This is a genomic window from Duganella sp. CF402, from assembly GCF_900109645.1.
In the GTDB taxonomy this organism is placed as follows: Bacteria; Pseudomonadota; Gammaproteobacteria; order Burkholderiales; family Burkholderiaceae_D; genus Rugamonas.
In genome coordinates, this window is sequence record NZ_FOBG01000001.1 from 2,251,684 (window position 1) to 2,276,841 (window position 25,158).

At 64.4% G+C, this 25,158-nt stretch carries 15 protein-coding genes and 1 riboswitch; of the genes, 4 read left to right on the forward strand and 11 right to left on the reverse strand.

Translation table 11 applies throughout. The features are described from left to right. Positions 1–82: 82 nt before the first annotated feature. Positions 83–181: riboswitch (TPP riboswitch) on the forward strand. 55 nt (positions 182–236) lie between these two features. After that, positions 237–2,360 (forward strand): TonB-dependent siderophore receptor, encoded by a 2,124-nt coding sequence (locus BMZ70_RS10110; protein ID WP_092273164.1) that lies wholly within the window; start codon positions 237–239, stop codon positions 2,358–2,360. Here BMZ70_RS10110 and BMZ70_RS10115 read toward each other — a convergent pair. The 9 genes from BMZ70_RS10115 to BMZ70_RS10155 form a co-directional block, all read right to left on the reverse strand. Then, positions 2,357–2,872 (reverse strand): AAA family ATPase, encoded by a 516-nt coding sequence (locus BMZ70_RS10115; RefSeq protein ID WP_092273167.1) that lies wholly within the window; start codon positions 2,870–2,872, stop codon positions 2,357–2,359. The two genes, BMZ70_RS10110 and BMZ70_RS10115, sit on opposite strands and share 4 nt — an antisense overlap. Beyond that, a complete protein-coding gene (gene pnuC, locus BMZ70_RS10120; RefSeq protein ID WP_092277729.1) occupies positions 2,872–3,477 on the reverse strand; it encodes a nicotinamide riboside transporter PnuC in 606 nt (201 codons plus the stop codon). Before pnuC ends, BMZ70_RS10115 begins: the two co-directional genes overlap by 1 nt. A gap of 32 nt (positions 3,478–3,509) precedes the next feature. Further along, positions 3,510–5,645, reverse strand: coding sequence for a S46 family peptidase (locus BMZ70_RS10125; RefSeq protein ID WP_092273170.1), 2,136 nt, complete (start codon positions 5,643–5,645; stop codon positions 3,510–3,512). A gap of 32 nt (positions 5,646–5,677) precedes the next feature. Continuing rightward, the gene (locus BMZ70_RS10130) at positions 5,678–7,348 is read right to left on the reverse strand and encodes a PAS domain-containing sensor histidine kinase (RefSeq protein WP_092273173.1); all 1,671 of its coding nucleotides are present in this window, start codon (positions 7,346–7,348) and stop codon (positions 5,678–5,680) included. Continuing rightward, on the reverse strand, positions 7,345–9,900 hold the full coding sequence (locus BMZ70_RS10135; RefSeq protein WP_229205365.1) for a chemotaxis protein CheB: 2,556 nt from the start codon (positions 9,898–9,900) through the stop codon (positions 7,345–7,347). Before BMZ70_RS10135 ends, BMZ70_RS10130 begins: the two co-directional genes overlap by 4 nt. A 76-nt stretch (positions 9,901–9,976) precedes the next feature. After that, positions 9,977–11,410: an efflux transporter outer membrane subunit gene (locus tag BMZ70_RS10140; RefSeq protein ID WP_092273176.1), complete on the reverse strand. Its 1,434-nt coding sequence runs from the start codon at positions 11,408–11,410 to the stop codon at positions 9,977–9,979. Beyond that, positions 11,407–14,634 carry an efflux RND transporter permease subunit gene (locus BMZ70_RS10145; protein WP_092273178.1) on the reverse strand — a complete coding sequence of 1,076 codons (3,228 nt, stop codon included), beginning with the start codon at positions 14,632–14,634 and terminating at the stop codon, positions 11,407–11,409. Before BMZ70_RS10145 ends, BMZ70_RS10140 begins: the two co-directional genes overlap by 4 nt. Continuing rightward, a complete protein-coding gene (locus BMZ70_RS10150) occupies positions 14,631–17,741 on the reverse strand; it encodes an efflux RND transporter permease subunit (RefSeq protein ID WP_092273181.1) in 3,111 nt (1,036 codons plus the stop codon). The genes BMZ70_RS10145 and BMZ70_RS10150 overlap by 4 nt, the downstream gene beginning before the upstream one ends. Next, positions 17,738–19,075 carry an efflux RND transporter periplasmic adaptor subunit gene (locus BMZ70_RS10155; protein ID WP_092273184.1) on the reverse strand — a complete coding sequence of 446 codons (1,338 nt, stop codon included), beginning with the start codon at positions 19,073–19,075 and terminating at the stop codon, positions 17,738–17,740. The genes BMZ70_RS10150 and BMZ70_RS10155 overlap by 4 nt, the downstream gene beginning before the upstream one ends. Before the next feature lie 254 nt (positions 19,076–19,329). Here BMZ70_RS10155 and BMZ70_RS10160 point away from each other — a divergent pair, with 254 nt between their 5' ends. The 3 genes from BMZ70_RS10160 to BMZ70_RS10170 are packed head-to-tail and all read left to right on the forward strand — an operon-like array spanning position 19,330 to position 21,779. Further along, a complete protein-coding gene (locus BMZ70_RS10160; protein WP_092273187.1) occupies positions 19,330–19,782 on the forward strand; it encodes a Spy/CpxP family protein refolding chaperone in 453 nt (150 codons plus the stop codon). 12 nt (positions 19,783–19,794) lie between these two features. Beyond that, on the forward strand, positions 19,795–20,523 hold the full coding sequence (locus BMZ70_RS10165; protein ID WP_092273190.1) for a response regulator: 729 nt from the start codon (positions 19,795–19,797) through the stop codon (positions 20,521–20,523). Further along, positions 20,523–21,779 carry a sensor histidine kinase gene (locus BMZ70_RS10170; protein WP_092273192.1) on the forward strand — a complete coding sequence of 419 codons (1,257 nt, stop codon included), beginning with the start codon at positions 20,523–20,525 and terminating at the stop codon, positions 21,777–21,779. Before BMZ70_RS10165 ends, BMZ70_RS10170 begins: the two co-directional genes overlap by 1 nt. On the opposite strand, the gene sppA is transcribed toward BMZ70_RS10170, so the two are convergent. Then, positions 21,776–23,650 carry a signal peptide peptidase SppA gene (gene sppA, locus BMZ70_RS10175; protein ID WP_092273195.1) on the reverse strand — a complete coding sequence of 625 codons (1,875 nt, stop codon included), beginning with the start codon at positions 23,648–23,650 and terminating at the stop codon, positions 21,776–21,778. The genes BMZ70_RS10170 and sppA overlap by 4 nt on opposite strands. Before the next feature lie 19 nt (positions 23,651–23,669). Beyond that, a complete protein-coding gene (locus BMZ70_RS10180; RefSeq protein WP_092273198.1) occupies positions 23,670–25,127 on the reverse strand; it encodes a sodium:solute symporter in 1,458 nt (485 codons plus the stop codon). Positions 25,128–25,158 lie beyond the last annotated feature (31 nt).

Consider the following 25,158-nt stretch of genomic DNA (forward strand, 5'->3'; position numbering starts at 1 on the left):
CAGCAAGACCGCAGTGTAGCCACGCCGCGCAAAACGCGGCGCACGGGTGTCTGCGGAGTTGGATGACACTTGTGTTACACTGGCGCCTCGCTAGGGGTCCTGGAACGTCGTTTCCGGGTGAGAGATACCCTTCGTACCTGATCTGGATAATGCCAGCGAAGGAAAGCGCAAATGTGGTTCCCCCCTCCTTTGATGGCTCTCTTCGCGGCTCCCAGCCGAACAAGTAGAGAGCAGATATGTCCACACCAAACTTTGCAGTGTCCGCCATCGCATTGGCGGTTTTACAGATGACTTCCGCCGCCGCGCGCGCCGAAGAGGCAGCAGCGCCTGAGCAAACCATGCAGGAAGTCGTCGTCAGCGGCGTCAAGGTCCGCGCCAACTCCGCCAGCGTGGCCGGCTTCTCCAGCGCGCCGCTGCTGGAAACCCCAGCCTCGGTCAGCGTGCTGACTTCGCGGCAGATGCTGGACCTGCAAATCCGCTCCACCACCGACGCCGCCAAATTCGACGCCAGCCTGAGCGACGCCTACAACGCTGTCGGCTACGCCGAGCAGTTCTCGATTCGCGGCTTCAAGCTCGATAACGCCTCCAGCTACCGCAAGGACGGTACCGCCATCTCCGGCGACACCCAGATCCCGCTCGAGAACAAGGAGCGCATCGAAATCCTGAAAGGCCTGTCCGGCCTGCAGTCCGGCGTGTCGGCACCGGGTGGCGTCATCAACTTCGTCACCAAGCGCCCGACCGATACGCCGCTGCGCACCGTGGTGCTGGAAACCCGCGAGCGCGGCACGTTGTACGGCGCCGTGGACCTGGGCGGCCGCTTCGACAACAGCGATTTCGGCTACCGCATCAACGCCGCCGCCGAACGCCTGCGTTCCTACATCAAGGGCGCCGACGGCAACCGCAAATTCGTGTCGGCAGCTTTCGACTGGCGCATCTCGCCGCAAGCCTTGCTGCAGATCGACGGCGACTACCAGCGCAAGTCGCAGCTCACCGCGCCGGGCTACCAGCTGCTGAACGGCACCACCCTGCCGGTGGTCGATGCGGACGTGCTGCTGAACGACCAGCCGTGGGCGCGTCCGGTGGAGACCACCAGCACCAATATCGGCGTACGCTTCGCCTACCAGTTCTCGCCGGAGTGGAACGCCACCATCAGCGCCAACCAGCACAACTTCAAGCGCGATGACTTCACCGCCTTCCCTTACGGCTGCAGCAACCAGGATCTGTATCCGGGCTACTGCGGCAATGGCGACTACGACGTCTACAACTACATCAGCAAGGGCGAAAAGAAATCGCCGCTGACCGCGCAGGCGCTGCTGCAAGGCCGCTTCGCCACCGGTTCGGTCAAACACGAACTGACCGTCGGCGCATCGTTCTTCAAGAACAGCGAAAAATGGGGCGACTACCTGTACGACTGGTCGGGCGTCAGCAACATCTACCATCCGGTGGTGGTGGCGCCTGCGCCGGGCGACAGCGGCCCTGTGTCGGAACGCCGCCGCGACAACGAGCGCGCCCTGTTCGCTCAGGATATCGTCAGCCTGAACGAACAACTGAAACTGCACGCCGGCGCGCGCTATGTCAAAGTCAAACGCGATGAGCTGACCGATGGCGGCGACTTCGCCCATACCGATATCGGCTTCTGGCTGCCAAACGTTGCGCTGGTGTACAACGTGCGTCCTAACGTGGCGACCTACGTCTCCTACGCCCAAGGCCTGGAGCACGGTGGCGTGGCGCCGATGGGCACCGCGAACGAGCACCGCGCGCTGGAACCAGGCAAGTCGAAGCAGGTGGAAGTGGGCGTGAAAGCCGATCTGCGCCAGGATCTGAGCGCCAGCGTGTCGCTGTTCCAGATCCGCAAAGGCCTGGAATACATCGACGCCAGCAACGTCTATGTGCGTAACGGCGAAGCGCAGAATCGCGGCCTGGAAATGGCGCTGGCGGGACGCGCCACGCGCGAGCTGACGGTCGGCGTATCGGCCACCGCGCTGAACACCCAGCAGCGCGACACCGGTTCGGCGGAACTGGACGGCAAGCGCGTAACCGACGTGGCGGCGTTCAAGTCGTCGGTGTACGCCAGCTACGCGGTGCCGCAAGTGACAGGCCTGGAAGTGGGCGCCAACTGGCAGTACTCGGGCAAGAAAGCCTTCGACACCGCCAACAAGGTGTTCGTGCCGGCCTACCACGTGGTGAACCTGAGCGCGTCCTACGCCACCCGCATCGGCAACGTCGGCACCACCCTGCGTGCCGGCATCGACAATGCGTTCGACAAGTTCTACTGGCGCGATGTGACGCCGGATCTGGGCGGCTACCTGATGCCGGGTGCGTCGCGCACCTTCCGCATCTCGGCGCAGTTCGACCTTTAAAGCCTGTCCAGCGCGTCCGCCACAGCGGCGACGCGCTGTTCAACGCTGCCGCTGACCGGCACGTAGGAAATTCCGCGCGCCGTCAGTTCTTCCATCAGCATGCGGTTGATCGTGATGCTGGCTTCCTCATTTTCCCGCATCAAACCATCGGCTTCCCACGGAATGTCGGCGGCCGTCACCAGCGTGAGGTCGTAGCGCTGCGGATGTGCATCCGCCAGCGGCGCAAGCTGCGCATCGATACCGCCGAAGTAATGGCGGCTGTAGACCGCCGTCATCAACGGCGTGGTATCGCAAAAGAGAAAATGCCGGGCTCGCCGCTCGGCTTCAGCCTCGCGCTCCAGCTGCGTGCGGGCGATGTGGATCTGGTCCGCCTCCACCGGCACGCGGTTCACGCTGTCGACAAACTCGCGCAAATACTCCGGCACCCACACGGTGCCGAAGCGCTGCGCCAGCGCGGCGGCCAGCGTGGTCTTGCCGGAGGACGCCGTGCCGAGGATGGCGATGCGTTTCATCAGAGTGCGAGGCGGCGGTTGCCGGTATCGGCGTCACCACTCCATGCGCGCAGTCCGATGATCGCCATGCCGACGAATACCAGGTACAGCAGCGCGGTCAGGATCAAGTTCTTGTGCAGGTACAGGCCCACATACAGGATGTCGACGATGATCCACACATGCCAGTTCTCGATCTTCTTCCGCGACAGCAGCAATTGGCCTACCAGCGAACCGGCGGTGAGGAAGCCGTCCGAGTTCGGCACGTCGGTGTCGGTGTAGGTCTTGAGGAACCACGCCAGCACCGCAAAGCCGCCCAGCCACGCGGCGGCGGCGGTCCAGCGGCCACGCGCATCGAGCGAAGTGACCGGCAGCTTGTCGTGGCTGTCGTCGCCATGCAGCCATTGATACCAGCCGAAGATCGAGACAGCGATGAACACCAGCTGCAAGCCCATGTCGCCATACAGGCGCGAACCGAAGAACACCAAACCGTAGGTGGCCGACGAGATGATGGCAAACAGCCAGCCCCAATGGCTCTGGCGAATGTTGAACCACACCGTCGCCACCGACAGCAGGAACGACAACAGCTCCAGCGGGGTCGTGGCAAATACTGCCAGATGTAGTGGCATGTTTGCGTAACTTAGCAGGAGCGTCAGCGTGTTCATTTTTTAGGGTACTTGATGGTCATTTCTTTGAGCAGGTTGCCGGCATGATCGACTTCCGCCATCACCCACAGCATATACCGGATATCCATGTGGATGGCGCGGGTGATATCGCGGTCGAAGTACCAGTCCTTGGTGATGGACTCGTAGGTCGAATCGAAATTCAGGCCAATCAGCTCGCCGTGCTTGTTCATCACCGCCGAACCGGAGTTGCCGCCGGTGGTGTCGGCGCTGGTCAGGAAATCGACCGGTACCGTGCCCAGCACCGGATCCTTGAACTGGCCATAGCGCTTGGCCTTGATGGCTTCCAGCAGATTGGCCGGCGCGTTGAACGGCTCCTTGCCGGTGTTCTTTTCAACGATGCCTTCGATGGTGGTGAACGGACCCTTGGTGATGCCGTCCTTCGGCGAGTAAGGCGACACGGTGCCATAGGTCACGCGCAGCGTCGAATTCGCATCAGGATACACCGGTTTGCCCTGCGACTTCTTCCACGCGATCACGGCCGCCATGTACTGCGGGATGACGCGTTCCAGATTGCCGTCCAACTCCTTGCGGCGCTCTTTCAGCGATTGCGCAACGTCGTCGATCTTCACCGCCAGCTTGAGGAAGGCGTCGTCCGAAGCCTTGATGGCGGCGGTATCCTTGCCCAGCCACGCCAGGCGCTGCGCGGTGTCGCCCAACTGCGACTGCGCGAACAACGCAGGCACAGCGTCCACCGATGGCAGCAGCGCATCGAGGCCGTTCACGTGCATAGCCTTCGGCAGCCTGGCGTAGCGCTGCAGGGCCGCCGTAAAGCGGGCCTGGTCCACGCTGCCCACGTACGATTGCTCAAGGCGGTTCAGGCGCGCCTTGATGAAGGCCAGGTCGCGCTGCTGGTAACCGGTTTCACGCTCCGCATCCGGACGCGCGCTTTCAACCGCCAGGCGATACAGCGTGCTGCCGGATTTCAGCAGGTCGCCGGTGGTGGCAACGCTATAGCCGAACTCCTCGTCGCTCAGCGCGATATCGGCGGCGATCAGTGCATCCAGTTCCGGCAGCAAGGCCTTGTCGGCGTTAGGCTGCTTGCCATACCACGCGCGGAATTCGGCATCCTGCACGTCCTTGATGGCGGCGATGTCCTTGCGCGCAAAGCCGTCCATCAGGCCGCGCGTTTTCTTCATCACGTTATTGAGGCTCTTGACCACGCTGGCGTAGCGCACCGCGTTGGCTTCGCTGTCCTTGCTGGCGGCGGCGATCACGTCCAGGTCGGACTGGATCTCGGCAGCCTTGGCCGGATAGGCGGCGTCGCGTGCGTAGCGGATTTCAGCCGGCAGCTTGTAGCGGCTGGTGCGGCCCGGATAACCGGCCAGCAGTACCGGGTCGCCGTTCTTCAAACCTTCGGCCGACACCACCAGGAAGTCCTTTGAGTGATAAGGCACGTTGTCCGGCGACGGGTCGGCCGGACGGCCATCCTTGCCGACGTAGGCGCGCAGGAACGAATAGTCGCCCACATGGCGCGGCCATTCGTAGTTGTCGATATCGCCGCCGAAATCGCCCAGCGAATTGGCCGGCGCGTACACCAGGCGCACGTCGCGGATCATCATCTGGCGGATGCGGTAGTACTCAAGGCCGCGATGGAAAGCCGGCACCGAGCAGCGATAGAACTTGTCGCTCTCGCATTCGGCGATCAGTGCCTTGATGGCCTTCTCCACCGCTTCGCTGCGCTGCTTGCCGCTCATGGACGGCGTCACCCCCTTCAGCACGCGGCTGGTGACGTTTTCCACCTTGTCGGTCACGTACACCAGCGTGTTCGGACCGCCCGGCAGCTCCTCGGCGCGGGCCTTGGCGAGGAAGCCGTTGGCGATGTAATTGTGTTCCGGGGTCGAATTGCGCTGAATGGCGCCGTATGCGCAGTGATGGTTAGTGACCACCAGGCCGGCGTCCGACACGAACGAGGCCGAGCAGCCGCCCAGCGACACGATGGCGCTCATCGGGTGTTTGGACAAATCGGCAAGCTTTTCCGCCGGGATGGCGATGCCCACGCGTTTCAGTTCGGATTTCAATTGCGGCAGCTGGTACGGCTGCCATTGGCCCTCGTCCGCATACACGCTTGTGGCGCACAGCAGCGCGGCTGGAATGACTAATTTTTTTAACAAGATAAGACCCCGGTTATATTACGGCGCCGATATTATAAATCGAAGCTCAGGGTCAGCCTACAGCCGCCGTCTGCCGGACTGGTAATTTCGAGCCGGCCGCCCTGCGCCACCACCCGCTGGCGCATGCCGATCAGGCCAAACGAATCGTCGCCGCCGCGCGCGCCGCGCGGGCGCATGCCGACGCCATCGTCGGCCACGCTCAGGACCAGCCCTTGCGCGTCGGCCAGCAGCGTGATGTCGACCCGGCGCGCGGCCGCATGGCGGCGCACATTGCTCAGCGCTTCCTGCACGGCGCGGAACAGCACCGTCGCCAGCTCCACCGACACGCCGGCCAGCGCATCCTCGCCAGGCAGCGCCAGCTCGCATGCCAGGCCGGTGCGCTTGCGGAACTCGGCGGCCTGCCATTCCAGCGCCGCCTGCAGGCCCAGGTCCAGCACCGGCGGCCGCAGCTCGTTCATGATGCCGCGCACGCTGCGGATGGTGGCGTCGACATTCTCCATCGCGGCGTTGACGCGCTGGTGCAGCAGTCCATGCTGCACGCTGGTGCGTGCGCTCAGCATCGACAAGTCGATGCGCAGCGCCAGCAGGTTCTGCCCCAGCTCATCATGGATGTCGCGCGCGATGCGCTTGCGCTCTTCTTCCTTGACGGTTTCCAGGTGCTCGGCCAGCTGGCGCAACTGCTCGCGCGATTCGGTCAGCTCGGCCGTGCGTGCTGCCACCCGCGCATCCAGCTCTTCCGACCAGCGCCGCTGCGCGGCCTCGGCCTCGCGCTGCGCCGTCACGTCCGAGAACACGCCGATGAAATAAATGGTGGCGCTATCGTCGTCGCGCATCACGCTCAGCGACATATGGGCCACGTACGGCGTGCCGTCGCGGCGGCGGTTGAATACATCGCCCTGCCAGGCGCCCGCGCTGCACAACTGCAGCATCGCGGCTGCGTGATAGCCCGGCGGATGCGCTTCCTGGCGGCCGAGGAAGCGCGGATTGCGGCCCAGGGCTTCTTCCACCGGGTAGCCGGTCATGACGGTGAAGGCATGGTTGACCGCGACGATGTTGTGGCCCGCATCGCACACCAGCACCGCCTCATTGATACTGTCCAGCACCCGCATGGCGCGCAGCCGCGCGGCGTCGCGCAGGTCGGGCGTGCCCATGTCGGTCAGGATCATGCGGCAGGCGGACATCTCGACATCCAGGTTGGCCTCGATGCGCAGCCGGCGCTGCGCGGCGCTGCCGTCCGGCGCGGCCGGGTCGAACAGCGGCGCTTCCAGTACGGCGCGCTGGCCGCTTTCAAACAACTCCGCCAGGAAGCGCCGCAAGCCCGCTTGCGTCTGCGGCGCCAGGAACTGCTCGAAGCCCAGGCCGATCAGCTCATCGCGCGCGCGCTGCAGCAGTTCGGCCGCCGCCAGGTTGGCGCGGGTGATCCGGCCCTGCTGGTCCAGCGAGACATAGCCGGCCGGCGCCTGGTCGTACAGCTCCGCATAGCGCAGGCGCATGGTCTCGGCTTCATCGCGCTCGCTTTGCAGCTCGGCCAGCGCCTGCTGCTGCATATCGAGCTCGATCTGGCTGACTTGCAGCTCATGCCATTGCTTGAGGCGATCGCTGTCGGCGTCCGGAGGCGGTTGCAACGGCAGCGACGCCGCCGCCCGCTCTGCGATCTCGCGCAGCTGGCTGGGGTCCAGCTCCGGGCGCGAGCGCGTGATCATGAGCGGTCGGCGTCCCGGGATTGCACTAGCAGGCGTGCTTCCATCTGTTTGAGTTCCGTGATGTTGATGAAGGTGACGACCACGCCATCGATGACATTATCGACCGTGCGGTAGGGGCGGATGCGCATGGTGTACCAGCCACCACTGCGCGTTTCGATCTGTTTCTCGCAGAATACCAGCGTGCGCAACACGTGCTGCGCATCCTGTTCCAGGTCAGTGTACAGCAGGTCGTTGACAATGTCGCTCAGTGGACGATTAACGTCGCTTGCAATCAGCTTGTAAATCTGGGTGGTCTGGTCGGTAAAGCGGCGGATGCGCAACTCGCTGTCGAGGAAAATGGTCGCCACGTCGGTGCTGTTGAGCAGGTTCTTCATGTCGCCGTTGACCAGCGACAGGTCGTCCACCTTGGATTGCAGCTCGGCGTTGACGGTGTAGAGCTCCTCGTTCAGCGACTGCATCTCTTCCTTGGAGGTGGTCAGCTCTTCGTTGGTCGACTGTAGCTCTTCATTGGTCGATTGCAGCTCTTCGTTGGCCGACTTGAGCTCCTCGCGCGAAGCCTGCATCTCGTCGCGCACGGTCTGGATCTCCAGCCGCGCCTGCGCCAGCTGCTGCTCCAGTTCCAGCAGATACGGATTGGTCGAGCGCGTGCGGCGCTTCTTCGGCGGCAGCGGCACGCTGGCAAAGGTCAGCAGCACGGTGCCGGGCAAGGGGCCGCTTTCCGGCATGGCTTCCGCCGTCAGGTCGATCGCCTGCGAGGCCTTGCCGGCTTCGTCGCGCTGGATCAAGCCGCGCATGGCGATCAGGCCCGGCTCCTGGGTGGCGCGCTTGAGCAGCTCCGCCATTTCGTGGCGCAGGCCGTCGCGCGCCATTGCATGGATATTCCAGTTGGCCTTGCCGGCCGCCGGTTCAAGGTAAGCGCCGGTACGGCCGTGAATGTACAGGATGTCGCCGTGGGGGTTCAGCAGCACCGCTGCCGGCGCATGCTTCTTGAGCAGTTGCTGCTCGACCTGGATCTGGAGATTACCGTTCATGGATGGGTGGGCAGGTTGAATAACAGTCGGAGCCGACGCGCTACTGACACGGGTCGGGAAGTAGTTTGCCACGCGGTGGATGGATGCGTCCAGTCGCCGGTAAATGCGCCCGGCGCCGGCCATCGGCGCGAACAACTCGCTGAAGTGGCCGGGTGTGTCGGCGCTGCCCAGCATCAGCAGGCCGCCGGTGCGCAAGGCGTAGTGGAACAGCGGAATCAACTGCTCCTGCAGCTTGGCCGTGAAGTAGATCAGCAGGTTGCGGCAGCACAGGAGATCGAGCTTGGTGAACGGCGGATCGGAGATCACGTTCTGGCGCGCGAAGATGATCATGTTGCGCACATCCTTGCGGATGCGGTAGCCGCCCTTCTCGGCCGGCATGAAGTAGCGCTGCAGCTGATCGGGCGTGACGTCGGCTTCGATATCGGCGCCGAACACGCCCTGGCGCGCCTGATCGACCGCATCGTCATCGAGGTCGGTGGCGAAGATCTGCAGCGTGTAGCGCGCCGACGGGCGCAGGCGCTCCAGCACTTCGTTAAAGGCGACGGCCAGCGAATAGGCTTCCTCGCCGGTCGAGCAGGCCGCCACCCAGGCCTTGAAGGCCGCGCCCTCCGGGTGCTCGGCGATCAGCTGCGGCAGCGCGGTGTTCATCAGGTATTCCCACACCTTGGAGTCGCGGAAGAAATTGGTCACGCCGATCAGCAATTCCTTGAACAGCAGTTCCACCTCGGCCGGATTGGCGCCCATGAACTGCACGTACTCGGCCAGCGAACCGCACTGGCGCAGCTTCATGCGGCGGTCGATGCGGCGCAGCACCGTGCTCAGTTTATAGTCGGAGAAGTTGGCGCCGGTCTGCTTGAGCAGCAGCTGAAACAGCTGCTGCAAGCCCTGGCGCTGGAGCAGCGCCTGTTCCGGCAGGCCGGCTTCCTGGGTGCTCCACCACTCGGCGATGCGGGTCGCCATCTGGCCCGGCAGCTCGACCATGTCCACCGCGCGCGCGGCAATGGCGCTGGACGGCATGGGATCGAAACGCGCCGACGAGGGCAACTGCGCCAGCGTCAGGCCGCCGCTGTCGCGGATCGCTTTCAGGCCCAGCGAGCCGTCCGCGCCCATGCCGGAGAACAGGATGCCGACCGCCACGTCGCGGCTATGCACGGCCAGCGACTTGAAGAAGGTATCGATCGGCAGGCTGTGGCCGCGCCGGCCGCTGGGCGGGTGCAGCGCAAAGTGATGGTGCTCGATGGTCAGTTCATGATTGGGCGGGATCACATAGACACGATTGGCCAGGACCGCCATACCGTCCTCGATCTCGCACACGATCATGGTGGTCATGCGCTGCAGCAGTTCCGGCAGCATGCATTTGTGGAGCGGGTCGAGGTGCTGCACCACCACGAAAGCGAAGCCGCTCTGCGGCGGCACGCTGACCAGGAATTCGCAGATCGGATCGAGACCGCCGGCGGACGCACCGATGCCCACGATGGGCATCAGCGTAGCAGCGGCAGGAGAAGCGCTTTTCTTGGTCATCGTGGCGTGTTGATTTGTACATCTTTGCCAGATGATTATAACAGCCTGCCCCCTGCGCCAAGTCTTGGACTTAGTCTTAGTCTTTCTGCGCGTGCCAGCCGCCGCCCAGCGACTGGATCAGCGCAATCGCGGTGGTCTGGCGGTCGGCCTGCGACTGCACCAGCGAACGGCGCGCGCTCAGCGCGGTCTGCTGGGCCGTCACCACATCGCTATAGCTGACCTGCCCCGCGCGATAGCGGTTCAGCATCTGCACCTCGACCTGGTCGGCCGCTTCCGATGCGGCCTTGCGCAAGTCCTGCTGCTGCGCCAGCGTGCGGGTCGCGGTCAGCTGGTTCTCGACGTCGGCAAACGCCGTCAGCACGGTCTGGCGGTAGCTGGCGATGGCCTGGTCGCGCTGCGCCTCGGCGCCGCTGACGCGGGCCTTGGTGGCGCCGGCGTCGAACAAGCTCTGCGCCGCCGACAGGCCGAGCGACCACAGATTGTTGGAGGCGTTGAACAAGCCGCCGGTGGACGCCGCGCCATAGCCAAAGGAGCCGGTCAGGTTCAGGCTCGGGAAGTAGGCGCTGCGGGCGATGCCGATTTGTTCGTTGGCGGCCGCCACGCGGCGCTCGGCGGCGGCGATGTCGGGCCGGCGCTGCAGCAGCGTCGATGGCACGCCGGTCGGCACATCCGGCACCACGATGTTCCATGCGGCCGGCGCCAGCGCGAAATCGCCGGCGGCTTTGCCCAGCAAGACCGCGATCGCATGTTCCAGCGTGGCGCGCTGGCGCACCAGCGTGATCTGGTCAATGCGCGCGCTGGCCAGCTGGGTTTGCGCCTGCAGCAGGTCGGACTTGGCGGCGATGCCGGCGTCGAAACGGTTCTGCGTGATTTGCAGCACCCGCGCGTAGCCGTCCACGGTGGCGTCGAGCAGCGCCTTCTCGGCGTCGGTCTGGCGCAGCGAGAAGTAGTTGGTGGCCAGTTCGCCCTGCGCCGACAAGCGCGCGGCGGCCAGGTCGGCGGCACTGGCCTGCAGGCTGGCGTTGGCGTTGCCGACGCCGGCGCGCAGCTTGCCCCACACATCCGGCTCCCAGCTGGCGCCGATGTTGGCGCGGTACTGGTTGGCGGTCCTGGTGTCGCCGCCACCACCGCTGCGGGTGGCGCTGCCATTCAGGTCCACGCTCGGGAACAGCGTGGCGCGCTGCTCAGTCACCAGCGCCCTCGCCTGCGCATACGAGGCCACGGCGGCGGCCACGTTCTGGTTATTGACCTCGATGCTGTCGGCCAGCTGGTTCAGGACCGGATCGCCGAACAGCTGCCACCACGGGCCGCGTTCCAGCGTGTCGGCCGGCGCGGCGGCGGTCCAGCCGGCGGCGGCGCGGTCGGCGTCACCCGGCGTTTCCTTGTAAGCGGCAGGCTGCGGCGCGGCCGGCGTCTGATAGGTGGGCGTGACCGAGCATGCGCCCAGCAGCGCGGTGGCTACGGCCAGCGCGATCAAATGGTAGCGGGGAGTTGGGACGTATTTACTCATGGTGTGATCATGCGGCTCAGTTGTTGTTCGGACGGGCTGCGGCGGCGCAGCTTGTCCATCAAAATGTAGACGACGGGAGTGGTCAGCAATGTCAGGCACTGGCTGGCAATCAGGCCGCCGATAATGGCGACGCCCAGCGGCTGGCGCAGTTCCGAGCCCTCGCCGAAACCAATCGCCAGCGGCAGCGCGCCCAATGCGGCGGCCACGGTGGTCATCAGGATGGGGCGGAATCGCAACAGGCAGGCTTCGCGCACGGCTTCCAGCGGCGGCAGGCCGCGTGAACGCTCGGTCTCCAGCGCAAAGTCGATAATCAGGATGGCGTTCTTCTTGACGATACCAATCAGCAGGAAGATGCCGATCAGCGCAATGGTCGAGAACTCCATCTTGAACACCAGCAGCGCCAGCACCGCGCCCACGCCGGCCGACGGCAGCGTGGTCAACACCGTCACCGGATGCACCAGGCTTTCATACAGGATGCCCAGCACGATGTAGATCACCACGATGGCCGCGAGGATCAGCAGCGGCAAGGACTTGTTGCTGTCCTGCGCCTGCTTGGCCGAACCGGCAAAGCTGCCGCGCACATTGTTCGGCATGGCGATTTCCGCTTCCGCCTGCGCGATCTGCGCGGCGGCGTCGGACAGGCTGGCGCCTTCGGCCAGGTTGAAGGCGATGGTGGTCGCCAGCTCGCCGTCCTGGTGGTTGATCGAGGTGGCGGCCGAGCTTTCGGCGAACGACGCCAGCGTGGACAATGGCACCATCGTGGTGGCCGCAGTGCTCAGCGCGGAGCCGGACGACGCATCCTTCACCGCCGGTGCAGCCACGTTAGCCGCCGTGCCGCTGCTGGACGTCGGCGCGCCGGTCGGATTGGCGGCCGTCGGCGACGGCAGGCCCTTGGCCGGCACGTAGACATCGTTGAGCGCTTCGGGGCTCTTGGCGTACCAGCGCGGCACTTCCATGATGACGTGGTACTGGTTCAGCTCATCGTAGATGGTTGCCACCTGACGCTGGCCGAAGCTGTTGTACAGCGCATTGTCGATATCCTTGGTCGACACGCCGAGGCGCGAGGCGCTCTGCTTGTCGATGGTGACGAAGGTCTCGACGCCGTTGTCGGCCTGGTCGGAGTCGACATCGATCAGCGACTTCTGGCCCTTCATCGCTTCCGCGAGGCGGGTGGCCCATTTTTTCAGGTCGGCCTGGTTGTCGGACTTCAGCGTGTACTGGAAGTTGGCGTTGGCCGAGCGGCCGCCCGAGCGCAGATCCTGCACGGGACTGAGGAACAGGCTCACGCCGGTGACCTTGGCCAGCTTGGGCCGCAGGCGCGCAATCACCGCCTGCCCCGCCACCTTGCGCTCGCTGGCCGGCTTCAGGTTGATGAACATGAAGCCGCCGCCGGCGCGACGGCCGCCGGTAAAGCCCACCACAGTGGCCACGTCCGGATCTTCCTTGATGATGTTGACCAGCTGGCGCAGCTTGCCCTGCATGGCCTGGAACGAGATGCTCTGGTCGGCGCGGATGCCGCCGCTGATCTGGCCTGTGTCCTGCTGCGGGAAGCCGCCTTTCGGAATCGCGGCAAACAGGTAGAAATTCAGGCCGATCACAAACACAAGGCTCAGCATCACCAGCCACACGCTATGCAGCGCCCAGTCCAGCGCATGCTCGTAGCCTTTGAGGACCATGTCGAAACCGCGCTCGAAGAAGCGCGCGATGCGGCCAGGCGGCTTGGCGTGGTGCGCGTCCGGCGACAGCAGCCAGGCGCACATCATCGGCGTGGTGGTCAGCGAGATCACCAGCGAAATCATCACGGCGGCCGACAGCGTGATCGCGAATTCCTTGAACAGCGCGCCGAACTGGCCGCCCATGAACAGCAGCGGAATGAACACGGCGATCAGCGAAAGGCTGATCGACAGCACGGTGAAGCCCACCTCGCGCGCGCCCAGCAGCGCCGCCTTGAAGCGGTCCATGCCGGCCTCGATGTGGCGGGTGGTATTTTCCAGCACCACGATGGCGTCGTCGACCACGAAGCCGGTGGCCACGGTCAGCGCCATCAGCGACAAGTTATTCAGGCTGAAGCCGAGCAGGTACATCACCCCGAAAGTGCCGAGCAGCGAAACGATGGTCGCCACGGTCGGCACAATCGTCGCGCGCACATTGCGCAGGAACACGCTCACCACCAGCACCACCAGCAGGATGGAGATAATCAGCGTGACTTCGATTTCGTGCAGCGAGGAGCGAATCGAGTTGGTGCTGTCGCTGGCGACTTGAATCGTCACGTCGGGCGGCAACTGCGCCTGCAGCAGCGGCAGTTGCGCGCGCACGCTGTCCACCGTTTCGATGACGTTGGCGCCGGCTTGCGAGCGCAGGATCACGATGATGGCCGGCTCGCCGTTGAACAGGCCGAGGTTATTCTGGTCCTCCACGCCATCCACCACTTCCGCCACGTCCTGCAGGCGAATCGGCGTGCCGTTGCGGAAACCGACGATCAGGTTGCGGTAGTCAGCCGCGCTGCGGCCGCCGATGGCGTTGGCCGATTCCGAATAAATCTGCAAGCGCCGGCCGTCGCCCTGCAAGGCGCCGCGCGGACGGTTTGCATTGGTGGCCTGGATGGCGGCGCGCACATCCTCCATCGCCAGCCCTTGCTTGTTCAGTGCATACGGATTCAGTTCCACGCGCACGGCGGGCAGCGAGCTGCCGCCCAGTTCCACGTCGCCCACGCCGGTCACTTGCGACAGGCGTTGCAGCACGATGTTGGAGACCGAGTCGTAGATCTGTCCAGGCGTGCGGGTCTTGGAGGTCAGCGCCAGGATCATGGCCGGCGAGCCCGAGGTGTTGGCCTTGCGGTAGGTCGGATTGCTGCGCAGCGAGGCCGGCAGGTCGACCCGGCTGGCGTTGATCGCCGCCTGCACTTCGCGCGCCACCGAGTCCACATTGCGGTTCAAGTCGAACTGCAAAATGACGTTGGAAGTGCTGGTGCTGGACTGCGAGGTCATTTCGTTGACCCCGGCGATGGTGCCGAGGTGGCGCTCCAGCGGCGTTGACACGCTGGTCGCCATCGTGGACGGGCTGGCGCCCGGCAGCGTGGCGTTCACCGAAATGATCGGGAAGTCCACCTGCGGCAGCGGCGCCACCGGCAGCACGAAGAACGCGCCGATGCCGGCCAGCGCCACGCCGATCGTCAACAGGACGGTCGCGATCGGGCGCTTGACGAATGGAGACGACAGGTTCACAGCGCACCGCCTTCAACTTGGGCCTCAGGTTTGCCGCGCAGGCGGCGCGCCAGGCTATCGAAGCCGAGGTAAATCACGGGCGTGGTGTACAGCGTCAGCATCTGGCTGACAATCAGGCCGCCGAAGATGGCCAGGCCCAACGGGCGGCGTAATTCCGCGCCCTCGCCAAAGCCCAGCATCAGCGGCACGGCGGCAAACAGCGCGGCCAACGTCGTCATCAGGATAGGACGGAAACGCAGCAGCGCGGCCTGATGGATCGCCTCGCGCGGCGGCTTGCCCTCATCGCGCTCCGCCTCGATGGCGAAGTCGATCATCATGATGGCGTTCTTCTTGACGATACCGATCAACAGGATGATGCCGATAATCCCGATCACGCCCAGCCCCTGCCCCGTGACCAGCAGCGCCAGCAAGGCGCCCACGCCGGCCGACGGCAGCGTCGACAAGATGGTCAGCGGGTGGATATAGCTTTCATACAGCACGCCCAGCACGATGTAGACGCAGATCACGGCGGCCAGGATCAGCCACAGTTGGTTCGACAGCGAGTTCTGGTACGCACCGGCGGCGCCGAGGAAGGTCATGGTCACCGAGGCCGGCATCTTGATCTCGGCAGCGGCGGTACGGATGCTGTCCACGGCGGTGCCCAGCGAAACGCCCGGCGCGGTGTCGAAGCCCAGCGTGGTGGCCGGGTACTGCGCCACGTGCGTGATTTGCAGCGGCGCCGGACGCTCGGTCACAGTGGCCACGGCCGACAATGGCGTGGCCTTGCCGGAGCCGGTCTTCAGCTGCAGGTTGCCCAGATCAGCAGGCGTGCTGACATCGTCGCGGCGCGCTTCGAGGATCACGCGATACTGGTTGGTCTCGGTGAAGATGGTCGAAACAATGCGCTGGCCAAACGCACTATAAAGTGCGTCGTCAATGGCGGCGGCGGTCACAGACAGGCGCGAAGCCGTGTCGCGGTCCACGCTGACATACGCCGCATTGGCGCTGGCGCCAACGTCCGACACCACGTTGCGCACCTGCGACTTGGTGCGCATTTGCGCCGCCAGCTTGGTGGCCCACTCGTTGACGGTGGCGTTGTCCGCGCCTTCGATCGATACGCGGAACTGGGTCGGGCCGGTTTCGGCGTCGATGGTCAAGTCCTGCGTCGGTTGCAGGTATAGCGTCAGGCCCGGAATCTCGGCCACGCGGGCGCGCAGGCGGTCCATCGTCTCCTGCTGGCTGCTGGTGCGCTGGTGTTTCAGGTTGATCAGCATGCTGCCGGTATGGAGCATGGTGTTATTGGCCGCGTCCACGCCGACCACGGAACTCAGGTTGTTCACGTCCGGATCTTCCAGGATCACCTTTGCCGCTTGCTGCTGCAGGTCCGCCATCTTCACATACGAGACAGCCTTGCCGGTTTCCAGGCGCGCTTGCAACTGGCCGGTGTCCTGCGTCGGGAACAGGCCTTTCGGGATCACGATGTACAGCACCGCCGTCAACACCAGCGTGCCCAGTGCCACCAGCAGGGTCAGGCCGCTATGCTTGATGACCCAGGTCAGCGAGGTGTCGTAGTGATGGATCACCCAGTCGAAGAATTGCTGGAAGCGTTGCGCGAAGCGGGTTGGTTTCTCATCGGCGTGATTCTTCAGCCAGCGCGCCGACATCATCGGCACCAGCGTCAAGGACACCACGGCGGAAATCAGGATGGTGATGGCCAGCGAGATCGCGAATTCGCGGAACAGGCGCCCCACCACGTCGCCCATGAACAGCAGTGGGATCAGCACCGCGATCAGCGACACAGTCAGCGAGATAATGGTGAAGCCAATCTGCTTGGCGCCCTTGAGCGCGGCGGCCATCGGCGTTTCGCCCTCTTCGATATAGCGGGCGATGTTCTCGATCATGACGATGGCGTCATCGACCACGAAACCGGTGGCGATGGTCAGCGCCATCAGCGACAGGTTGTTCAGCGAGTAGCCGAGCAAGTACATCACGCCGCAAGTGCCGATCAGCGAAATCGGCACCGACAGCGAGGCGATGATGGTGGCGCGCAGGCTATGCAGGAAGGCGAAGATCACCAGCACCACCAGCACCACGGCCAGCAGCAGTTCAAACTCCACGTGTTCCACCGAAGCGCGAATGCCGGTGGTGCGGTCGCTCAGCACTTCGACGTGCATGGCGCCCGGCAGGCCGGCTTGCAGTTCCGGCAGGCGGGCCTTGATGCCGTCCACGGTGGCGATCACGTTGGCGCCGGGCTGGCGCTGCACGTTGAGGATGATGGCTTGCCTGGTGCCGGCCGAAGTGCCAGCCCATGCGCCCAGTTCCACGTTTTCTGCGCTGTCCACCACTTGGGCGACGTCGGTCAGGCGCACCGGGGCGCCGTTCTTGTAGGTCAGGATCAGCTCTTTGTAATCCTTGGCCGTCACCAGCTGGTCGTTGGCGTTGATGCTGTAGGCGCGGGTCGGGCCGTCGAAGCTGCCCTTGGCGCCATTGGCGTTGGCAGCGGTGATGGCGGTGCGCAGCGTGTCGAGGCCAAGGCCGTAGGATGCCAGCGCGTTGGTATCGGCCTGAATTCGCACCGCAGGACGTTGGCCGCCGCTCAGGGTCACCAGGCCGACGCCCGAGACCTGGCTGATCTTCAGCGCCAGGCGGGTGTTGACGATGTTCTGCACTTCCGTCAGCGGCATCGTGTCGGAGGTGATGGCCAGCGTCAGCACCGGCGCGTCGGCCGGGTTGACCTTGGCGTAGACCGGCGGCGCCGGCAGATCGGTCGGCAGCAGCGAGTTGCCGGCGTTGATCGCGGCCTGCACTTCTTGCTCAGCCACGTCCAGCGACTGGCCCAAGCCGAATTGCAGAGTGATGATGGAGACGCCGGCCGCGCTGGTGGAGCTCATGCGCGACAAGCCCGCCATCGCGCCGAACTGGCGTTCCAGCGGCGCGGTCACGGTCTGCGCCATCACTTCAGGGCTGCCGCCGGGGTACAGCGTCTGGACCTGAATCGTCGGGAAGTCCACCTGCGGCAGCGCCGACAAGGGCAGGAACTTGAAGCCGACAATGCCCGCCAGGACGATGGCCAGCATCAGCAGCGATGTCGCTACCGGGCGCTGGATGAATGGTGCGGATGGACTCATTGTTTTGCTGCGCCTTCCTTGTTGCGGCGATGGTGTTCACCGGATGGCGACGACGCATCACCCTTGCCGTCCTTGCCGCCTTTAGCGCCGCCCTGCCCTGGCAGCGTGACTTTCGCGCCTTCCTTCAGGCGGTCGGCGCCTTCGGTAATCACTTGCTCGCCCAGTTTCAGGCCTTCGGCGATCTGCACCTTGTCGGTGGTGGACGCGCCGCGCTTGACCGGACGCACGGTGACGGTCTTGTCTTCCTTCAGCACGTAGACAAAATCACCGCTGTTACCGTGACGCAGAGCCGTCACCGGCACCATCACCGCATCCTTGATGGTGCGCAGTTCCAACCTCACGTTGACAAACTGGCTTGGGAACAGCGCCGACTTGGCGTTGGCGAAGCGCGCCTTGGCCTTGACGGTGCCGGTCTGCGTATCGATCTGGTTATCCAGAGCATAGAACTTGCCACTATCGAGCGTATTGGTGCGGGTGCGGTCAAGCGCCAGCGCCGGCAGATTCGCGCCTTCGTTCACGCGTTGCGCCACATCCGGCACGCTGTCCTGTGGGATCGAGAACTCTACATCGATCGGCGACAGCTGGGTAATCGTGGCGATGCCGGTGGTGTCGCTGGCGCCCACCAGATTGCCGATATCGACCGCGCGCAAGCCCACGCGCCCCGAGATCGGCGCCACCACCTTGGTGTAGCCGAGGTTCAGGCGCGCCGTGCCTTCAGCCGCCTTGTCAGTCATGACCGTGCCTTCCAGCTGCTTGACCAGCGCCGCCTGCGTATCCACGTCCTGGCGCGCGATCGAGTCCTGGCTGAGCAGCGTGCGATAGCGGTTCAGGGTCAGCCTGGCGTTTTCCAGCTGCGCTTCGTCGCGCTGACGGTTACCGGTTGCCTGCATCAGCGACATCTCGAACTGGCGCGGATCGATCTGCGCCAGCACCTGGCCGGCCTTTACCATCTGGCCTTCTTTAAACAACACAGTTTGCAGGATGCCCGATACCTGCGGGCGCACCGTGGTGGTGGCCGCCGCCGTGACAGTGCCCAGCGCTTCCAGCGTCACCGGAATATCAGCCTTCTCCGCCGTCGCCACGCCGACCGTGGTGGCCGGCGCGCGTCGGCCGCCACCGCCACCTGGGCCGCCCGGACCACCAGGACCGCCGGGGCCGGGACCGCCCGGGCCTTGGGCGCTGGCCGCGCCGCCGGCGCCTGCCGGCTGGTGCGTCAGGTACCAGGCCAGACCGCCCAAAGCAGCCATGACGGCGACGGCGATCACACTGCCCAAGATCTTGCGGCTGCGTTTAGGTGGGTTGGTATTCAAAGTCGGCTTGGCTTGCGAATCCATCGTTATCCTTTTTGTAGGCGTGCGTAGTCATGGCAAACACGCCATGACGATCAATGCGTGGACTCTAGCATAAGGTTTTACCGGTGTCTGTCTGCGCCGGCGCGCCGATACAAACTCGCTACAAATCAAGGACTTTGCGCACGGTTCGTTAATCTGGCTTTACATATCTTTACCGGAGCGACATCGCTGCTCAACGTGCGGCTTGCATACTGATTCCACTGTCAATTCATCCACAACGCACCAAGGACGACATCATGAGCATCTTCAACCGCCAGACCATCGCCGCCTTCCTGCTCGGCTCCACGCTGGCCGTGGGCATCGGCGCCTACGCCGTTGAGCGCCACTCCGACCATCACGGCGGCGGCCCCGGTTCGCACATCGGCCGACTGTACGCCGAAGTGCAAGCCACCGACGCGCAGAAAGCCAAGATCGATCCGCTGGTCAAAGCCGCGATGGCCGACCTCAAGCCGCTGCATGAACAACTGTACGAGTTGCATAAAAAGCTACTGGAACAGGCCAGCGCGCCGACCATTGACCGCGCCGCACTGGAAGCGACGCGCCAGCAAGGCCTGGCGCTGGCCGACAAGGCCTCGAAACGCATCATCCAATTGGTGGCCGACGTCGGCGACACGCTGACGCCTGAGCAGCGCAAGAAACTGGCCGACCACATAGGCCGCCTCCACGGACGCCGCATGCACGGCATGTAATAAAATAAACGCATGAATCCTGTAGACCGCATACTGTTAGTTGAAGACGATCCCCGCCTGGCCGAGATGCTCACCGAGTACCTCAGCCAGGCGAGCTTCCGCGTTACCCACGCCCCGACCGGCGCCGCCGCGATGGAACACATCGCCGCCGCCGAGATCGACGCCGTGATCCTGGACCTGATGCTGCCCGATATGGACGGCCTCGATGTCTGCCGCAAACTGCGCGCCAATTCCGACGTGCCGGTGCTGATGCTGACCGCGCGCGGCGACGCCATCGACCGCATCGTTGGTCTGGAAATCGGCGCCGATGACTACCTGCCCAAGCCGTTCGAGCCGCGCGAACTGCTGGCGCGCCTGCGCGCCATCCTGCGCCGCCGCGTCGATGTGCGCCATCTCGATGCGCCGCGCAACGCCGGCGCAGCAGCCGGTGCGGACTTCCTGCGCTTCGGCCGCCTCGAAATCGATCCCGCCGCCCACGCCGCGCGGCTGGACGGCGTACCGTGCGAGCTGACCGCCTACCAGTTTGACCTGCTGCTGGTATTGGCCAAACACGCGGGCCGCGTGCTGTCGCGCGACGCGCTGATGGACCTGCTCAAAGGCGAACCGCTGGAAGCGTTCGACCGCTCCATCGACGTTCACATGTCGCGCATCCGCGCCGCCGTGGAGGACGATCCCAAGAAACCGCGCCGCATCATCACCGTGCGCGGCGCCGGCTACCTGTTCGCCAAGGTGCAAGACTGATGGCGCGCTTTTCTATCGGCCTGCCGCGCCTCTACTTCCGCTTTTATGTGGCGCTGCTGTTCATCCTGGTGCTGTTCGCATTTGCGGTGGTGATGATCTGGAACCGCACCGGCAGCCCGCTGGAACGCTCCAACAACACACTGGCGCAAGTGATGCAGAACGTGCTGGCGCCGATCGACGCGCCGCCCGAAGTGCAGCAGGCGGCGCTGGCCCGCGTGGCCGCGAACCTCAACGCCCACATGACCCTTTACACGCGCGACTGGCGTCCGCTGGCCGTGGTCGGCGAACAGATCCCGGCGCGCCACTGGCGCCGGCAAGGCGTGACCGGCCCGCCGCCGGAGTCCTTCGTGCGCCTGCCCGACGGCCGCAAGCTGCTGTCGAGCGAACCACTGGGCTTCACGCGGCCCAAAGCCATGCTGCACAACGCCTTGCTGCTGCTGGCGATCGGCCTTGGCGTGGCGGCCTTCCCGCTGGTGCGCCACCTGACCAAGCGGCTGGAACGCTTGCAGATGGGCGTGGAAAAACTCGGCGCTGGCGATTTCACGGCGCGCGTGCCGGTGGAAGGCAAGGATGAAGTAGCACGGCTGGCGCAAAGCTTCAACCGCGCAGCCGACCAGATCGAACAGCTGGTAGGTGCGCACAAGACGCTGCTGGCCAATGCCTCGCACGAACTGCGCACGCCGCTGGCGCGCATCCGCCTGGCGCTGGAGCTGATCCCGGAAGGTATCGACCCGAAACGCCGCAAGGGGCTGGAGCAGGATATCGCCGAACTCAATCACCTGCTGGATGAAATCCTGCTAGCCAGCCGCCTCGGCGCTATCCAGGAGAACACCGACACCGAAGAACTGGACCTGCTGGCACTGGCAGCGGAAGAATGCGCGCACTACGACGACGTTGAACTGGACGGCGAATCGGCCGTGATGCAGGGCGATCCGCGCCTGCTGCGCCGCCTGCTGCGCAATCTGCTGGAGAACGCGCACCGCCACGGCGTGGCGCCGGCCAGCGTGCAGATCACCTGCGCCGATGGCGTGGCAACGTTGAGGGTGTGGGATAAGGGACCGGGCGTACCGGATCCGGAATTCGAGCGCGTGTTCGAGCCCTTCTTCCGTCGTCGCGGCACACTGGATAACACCGGCGCCGGACTTGGTTTGGCGCTGGTACGCCAGATCGCCCGCCGCCACGGTGGCGAAGCACGCTGCGCCCTGATGAAAGATGGGCGCAGCTGCTTTGAAGTGACGCTACCGCTGCAGGTTTAAGGTGATTCGCACAAGCAGTGCGTGATCGCGGTGAACGGTTTTTTCTGCGTCGTGATATCGGACAGCCAGCCAAAGTCGTTCGCGATACCGGCAGCCGCACTTGGCGGCAAACCGGTGGTGGCGGTAGCGCCCAGCTTCAACTGCGCCGCCACGGCTTGAGCCACAGCTTGTGCGGTGCCGCCGCCCACCATCTCGATAATGCGGTCAAACTTGCTGATCTCGCGCTCGACATACACCACGCGATAATCGGCCGGCAGTTTGGCGCGCGCCGCTGCAGATTTCAACGCGTCGCCATAGCTGCCCAGGCGGTCCACCAGGCCGCGATCCTTGGCCTGCGCGCCAGTCCACACCCGGCCCTGCGCCACTTCGTCAATCTTCTCCGGCGTGGTCTTGCGCGCCGCCGCCGCCTTGGCGGTAAACTCCGCATAAATGTGATTGATGCTGCCCTGGATGACCTGGCCGAAGCGCGGATCCAGCGGACGAAGCGGATTGCCCGCATCGCCCAGCCAGGTGGTCGGCTGGCCGGCGGTATGGATGCCCAGCTTGTCGATCACCTTGTCGGCGGTCGGCAGGATGGCGAACACGCCAATCGAACCGGTAATGGTGGTCGGCTCCGCAATCACCTCATCCGACGACATCGAAATCCAATAGCCACCCGATGCGGCCACGTTACCCATCGAGACCACCACCGGCTTGCCGGCGGCGCGCGTCAGTTCCAGTTCGCGGCGGATCAGCTCCGAAGCGAACGCACTGCCGCCAGGCGAATCGACGCGCAGCACCACCGCCTTGATGTTGTCATCCTCGCGCGCCATGCGAATCAGCTTGGAAGTCGAATCGCCGCCGATCGAGCCGGGACCGGCCGAACCGTCGCTGATTTCACCCTGCGCCACGATCACGCCGACGGCGTCGCCGGTCAGCTTGCGCGGCACGCGGTTCAGGTAATCATCAAAGCTGACCTGACGGAAGCTCTTGTTTTCCGCATCGGCCACGCCGCGCTTGATCATCATCTGGCGCAGTTCATCCTTGGTCTTCAGGCCATCCACGAACTTGGTCGACAGCGACAGCTTGGCCAGGTCGCCATTCACCGCCGCCACTTGCGCAGGCAGATCGTTGATGGTCTTCATAATCTGTCCTTGCGGCAGCTTGCGCGCCTTCTCCACGTTGTCCGTGTAGGCAGCCCACAGCGCGCCATTCAGATAGGACTCGGCCTCGCTGGCCGCCGGCGACGGGCCGTTGGCGATGAACGGCTCGGCGAAGCTCTTGTAGGTGCCGACGCGCAGCAGGTTCACCGTCACGCCCAGCTTGTCCAGCGCATCGCGGTAGTAATTGCGATAGCGGCCGAAGCCCTCGATCAGCACCATACCCATCGGATGCAGATACACCTCGTTGGCATGCGCCGCCAGCAGGTACTGGCGCTGGTCGTAGCTCGAACCCCAAGCCACCACCGGCTTGCCGGAAGCCTTGAAGCGGTCGATGGCGCTGGCCACCTCGCGCAGCGAAGCCTGGCCCGCGCCTTGCAGCTCGTCGGTCAGCAGCACGGCGGCGCCGATATCGGGATCCTTGGCCGCTTGCTCCAGCACTGCCAGCACGTCGCGCAGCTGGATCATCTTGTGCACTTCGCCGCCGCGCAGGTTGGTCACCAGCGCATCGCGCGCGTTGACGCTCGATTGTTCAACCAGTTGCCCCTTCAGTTCCAGTACCAGCGTGGTCTTGGGCTGCAGCGGCTTTGCGCCGCCGCCGAAGATAGCGTACAGCAGCACCAGCACGATGATCAGGAAGATCAGATTGAGGACCGTACGGCGGCTGGTGTCCAGCGCGCGCCAGAAAAAGGCGAAGCCGTTACGGATGTAGGAAATCGGTGATTGGCTCATCAACACTCCAGTGGTTGCGTTATTTGCAAGGATAATACTGCTTTTTCGAGATGAATAGCAGACCAACGAACACCAGCAATCCATTCAGGATAAGCAATTCGAGGCCGATGCGGTAGCTGCCAAACAGCAATTGTTGATTCGAATCAATGACATAGCACACAATCGGGCCGGCCAATGCCACCAGCGGCACCCAGCGGTCGCGCACCGCACGGCGGGTCAGAATGCCGAAGGCGAACAGGCCAAGCAGCGGGCCGTAGGTGTAGCCGGTCAGCTTCAGCACCAGGCCGACCATGCTGGCGTTGTCCACCCATTTGAACACCAGCACCAGCGCCAGGAAGATGGCGCAGAACACCAGGTGCACGCGGTGGCGCAAGCGTATCTGTGCCTGCTCCGTCAGGTCGGTGCGGCGCTGCACGCCGAGGATGTCGATGCTGAACGAGGACGTCAGCGCGGTCATGGCGCCGTCCGCGCTGGGGAACAGCGCCGAAATCAGGCCGATGAAGAAAATCAGTTGCAGTACAGCGGGCATGTGCGCCATCACTACAGTTGGGAAGATCTTGTCACCCACCGCCGATACACCTGCCGTGGGAGCGTACAGGTACAGCAACCCGCCAAGGTACATGAACAGTACCAGTACAGCTGTCAGTACAGCCGTCAACAGCAGCATATTCTTTTGCGAATCGCGCAGGGTTTTGACCGAGATATTCTTCTGCATGGTTTCCTGGTCCATGCCGGTCATGGCCAGCACGATGAAGAAGCCGGCCAGCACCTGTTTCCAGAAATAGGCCGGGCTGTCGACTGTGCTGGTGACCACCCGCGTCAGGCCGTGGGCCTGCATTTGCGCGATACTGTCCAGCGGCGACAAGTTCATCGCGTGCAGCAGCCAGCCGGCGCAGCTCACCAGGCCCAGCACCATGCCGGCGGTTTGCAGCGTGTCGGTCCAGACGATGGTTTTGACGCCGCCCTCGTAGGTGTACAGCAGGATCATGGCGAGGATGACGGCGGTGGTCAGCCAGAACGGCACGCCCATGCTGTCGAGGATCGTCAGCTGCAGGATATTCACCACCAGGTACAGCCGCGCCGACGCGCTCAGCGTGCGCGAGAGGATGAAGAAAGCCGCACCGCTTTGATACGAGCGCGGACCGAGGCGCTGCTCCAGATAGGTGTAGATCGAGGTGAGCTTGAGGCGGTAGTACAGCGGCAGCAGGATGTAGGCGACGGCGATGTAGCCGAGCACATAGCCAAGGATTACCTGCAGGTAGCCGAAACCATCGCGGCCCACCGCGCCCGGCACGCTGATGAAGGTGACGCCGCTCAGCGTCGTGCCCACCATCCCGAACGCGACCAGCATCCAGTTGCTGTTCTTGTTGCCGATGAAGAAGCTGTCGTTATTGGCGTTGCGGGAGGTGCGCCATGCCACCAGCAGCAGCACGGCGAAATAAGCGGAGACGAGGCAAAACAGGGAGACTGCGGACATGGGATATTGGCGGCGAGTGATTCAAATCGCC

Excerpts from the sequence above, each read along its gene's own strand:
- BMZ70_RS10110 (WP_092273164.1), top strand. The coding sequence starts at position 237 with ATGTCCACACCAAACTTTGCAGTGTCCGCCATCGCATTGGCGGTTTTA.
- BMZ70_RS10115 (WP_092273167.1), bottom strand. The coding sequence starts at position 2,872 with ATGAAACGCATCGCCATCCTCGGCACGGCGTCCTCCGGCAAGACCACG.
- pnuC (WP_092277729.1), bottom strand. The coding sequence starts at position 3,477 with ATGCCACTACATCTGGCAGTATTTGCCACGACCCCGCTGGAGCTGTTG.
- BMZ70_RS10130 (WP_092273173.1), bottom strand. The coding sequence starts at position 7,348 with ATGATCACGCGCTCGCGCCCGGAGCTGGACCCCAGCCAGCTGCGCGAG.
- BMZ70_RS10135 (WP_229205365.1), bottom strand. The coding sequence starts at position 9,900 with ATGACCAAGAAAAGCGCTTCTCCTGCCGCTGCTACGCTGATGCCCATC.
- BMZ70_RS10140 (WP_092273176.1), bottom strand. The coding sequence starts at position 11,410 with ATGAGTAAATACGTCCCAACTCCCCGCTACCATTTGATCGCGCTGGCC.
- BMZ70_RS10150 (WP_092273181.1), bottom strand. The coding sequence starts at position 17,741 with ATGAGTCCATCCGCACCATTCATCCAGCGCCCGGTAGCGACATCGCTG.
- BMZ70_RS10155 (WP_092273184.1), bottom strand. The coding sequence starts at position 19,075 with ATGGATTCGCAAGCCAAGCCGACTTTGAATACCAACCCACCTAAACGC.
- BMZ70_RS10160 (WP_092273187.1), top strand. The coding sequence starts at position 19,330 with ATGAGCATCTTCAACCGCCAGACCATCGCCGCCTTCCTGCTCGGCTCC.
- BMZ70_RS10165 (WP_092273190.1), top strand. The coding sequence starts at position 19,795 with ATGAATCCTGTAGACCGCATACTGTTAGTTGAAGACGATCCCCGCCTG.
- BMZ70_RS10170 (WP_092273192.1), top strand. The coding sequence starts at position 20,523 with ATGGCGCGCTTTTCTATCGGCCTGCCGCGCCTCTACTTCCGCTTTTAT.
- sppA (WP_092273195.1), bottom strand. The coding sequence starts at position 23,650 with ATGAGCCAATCACCGATTTCCTACATCCGTAACGGCTTCGCCTTTTTC.
- BMZ70_RS10180 (WP_092273198.1), bottom strand. The coding sequence starts at position 25,127 with ATGTCCGCAGTCTCCCTGTTTTGCCTCGTCTCCGCTTATTTCGCCGTG.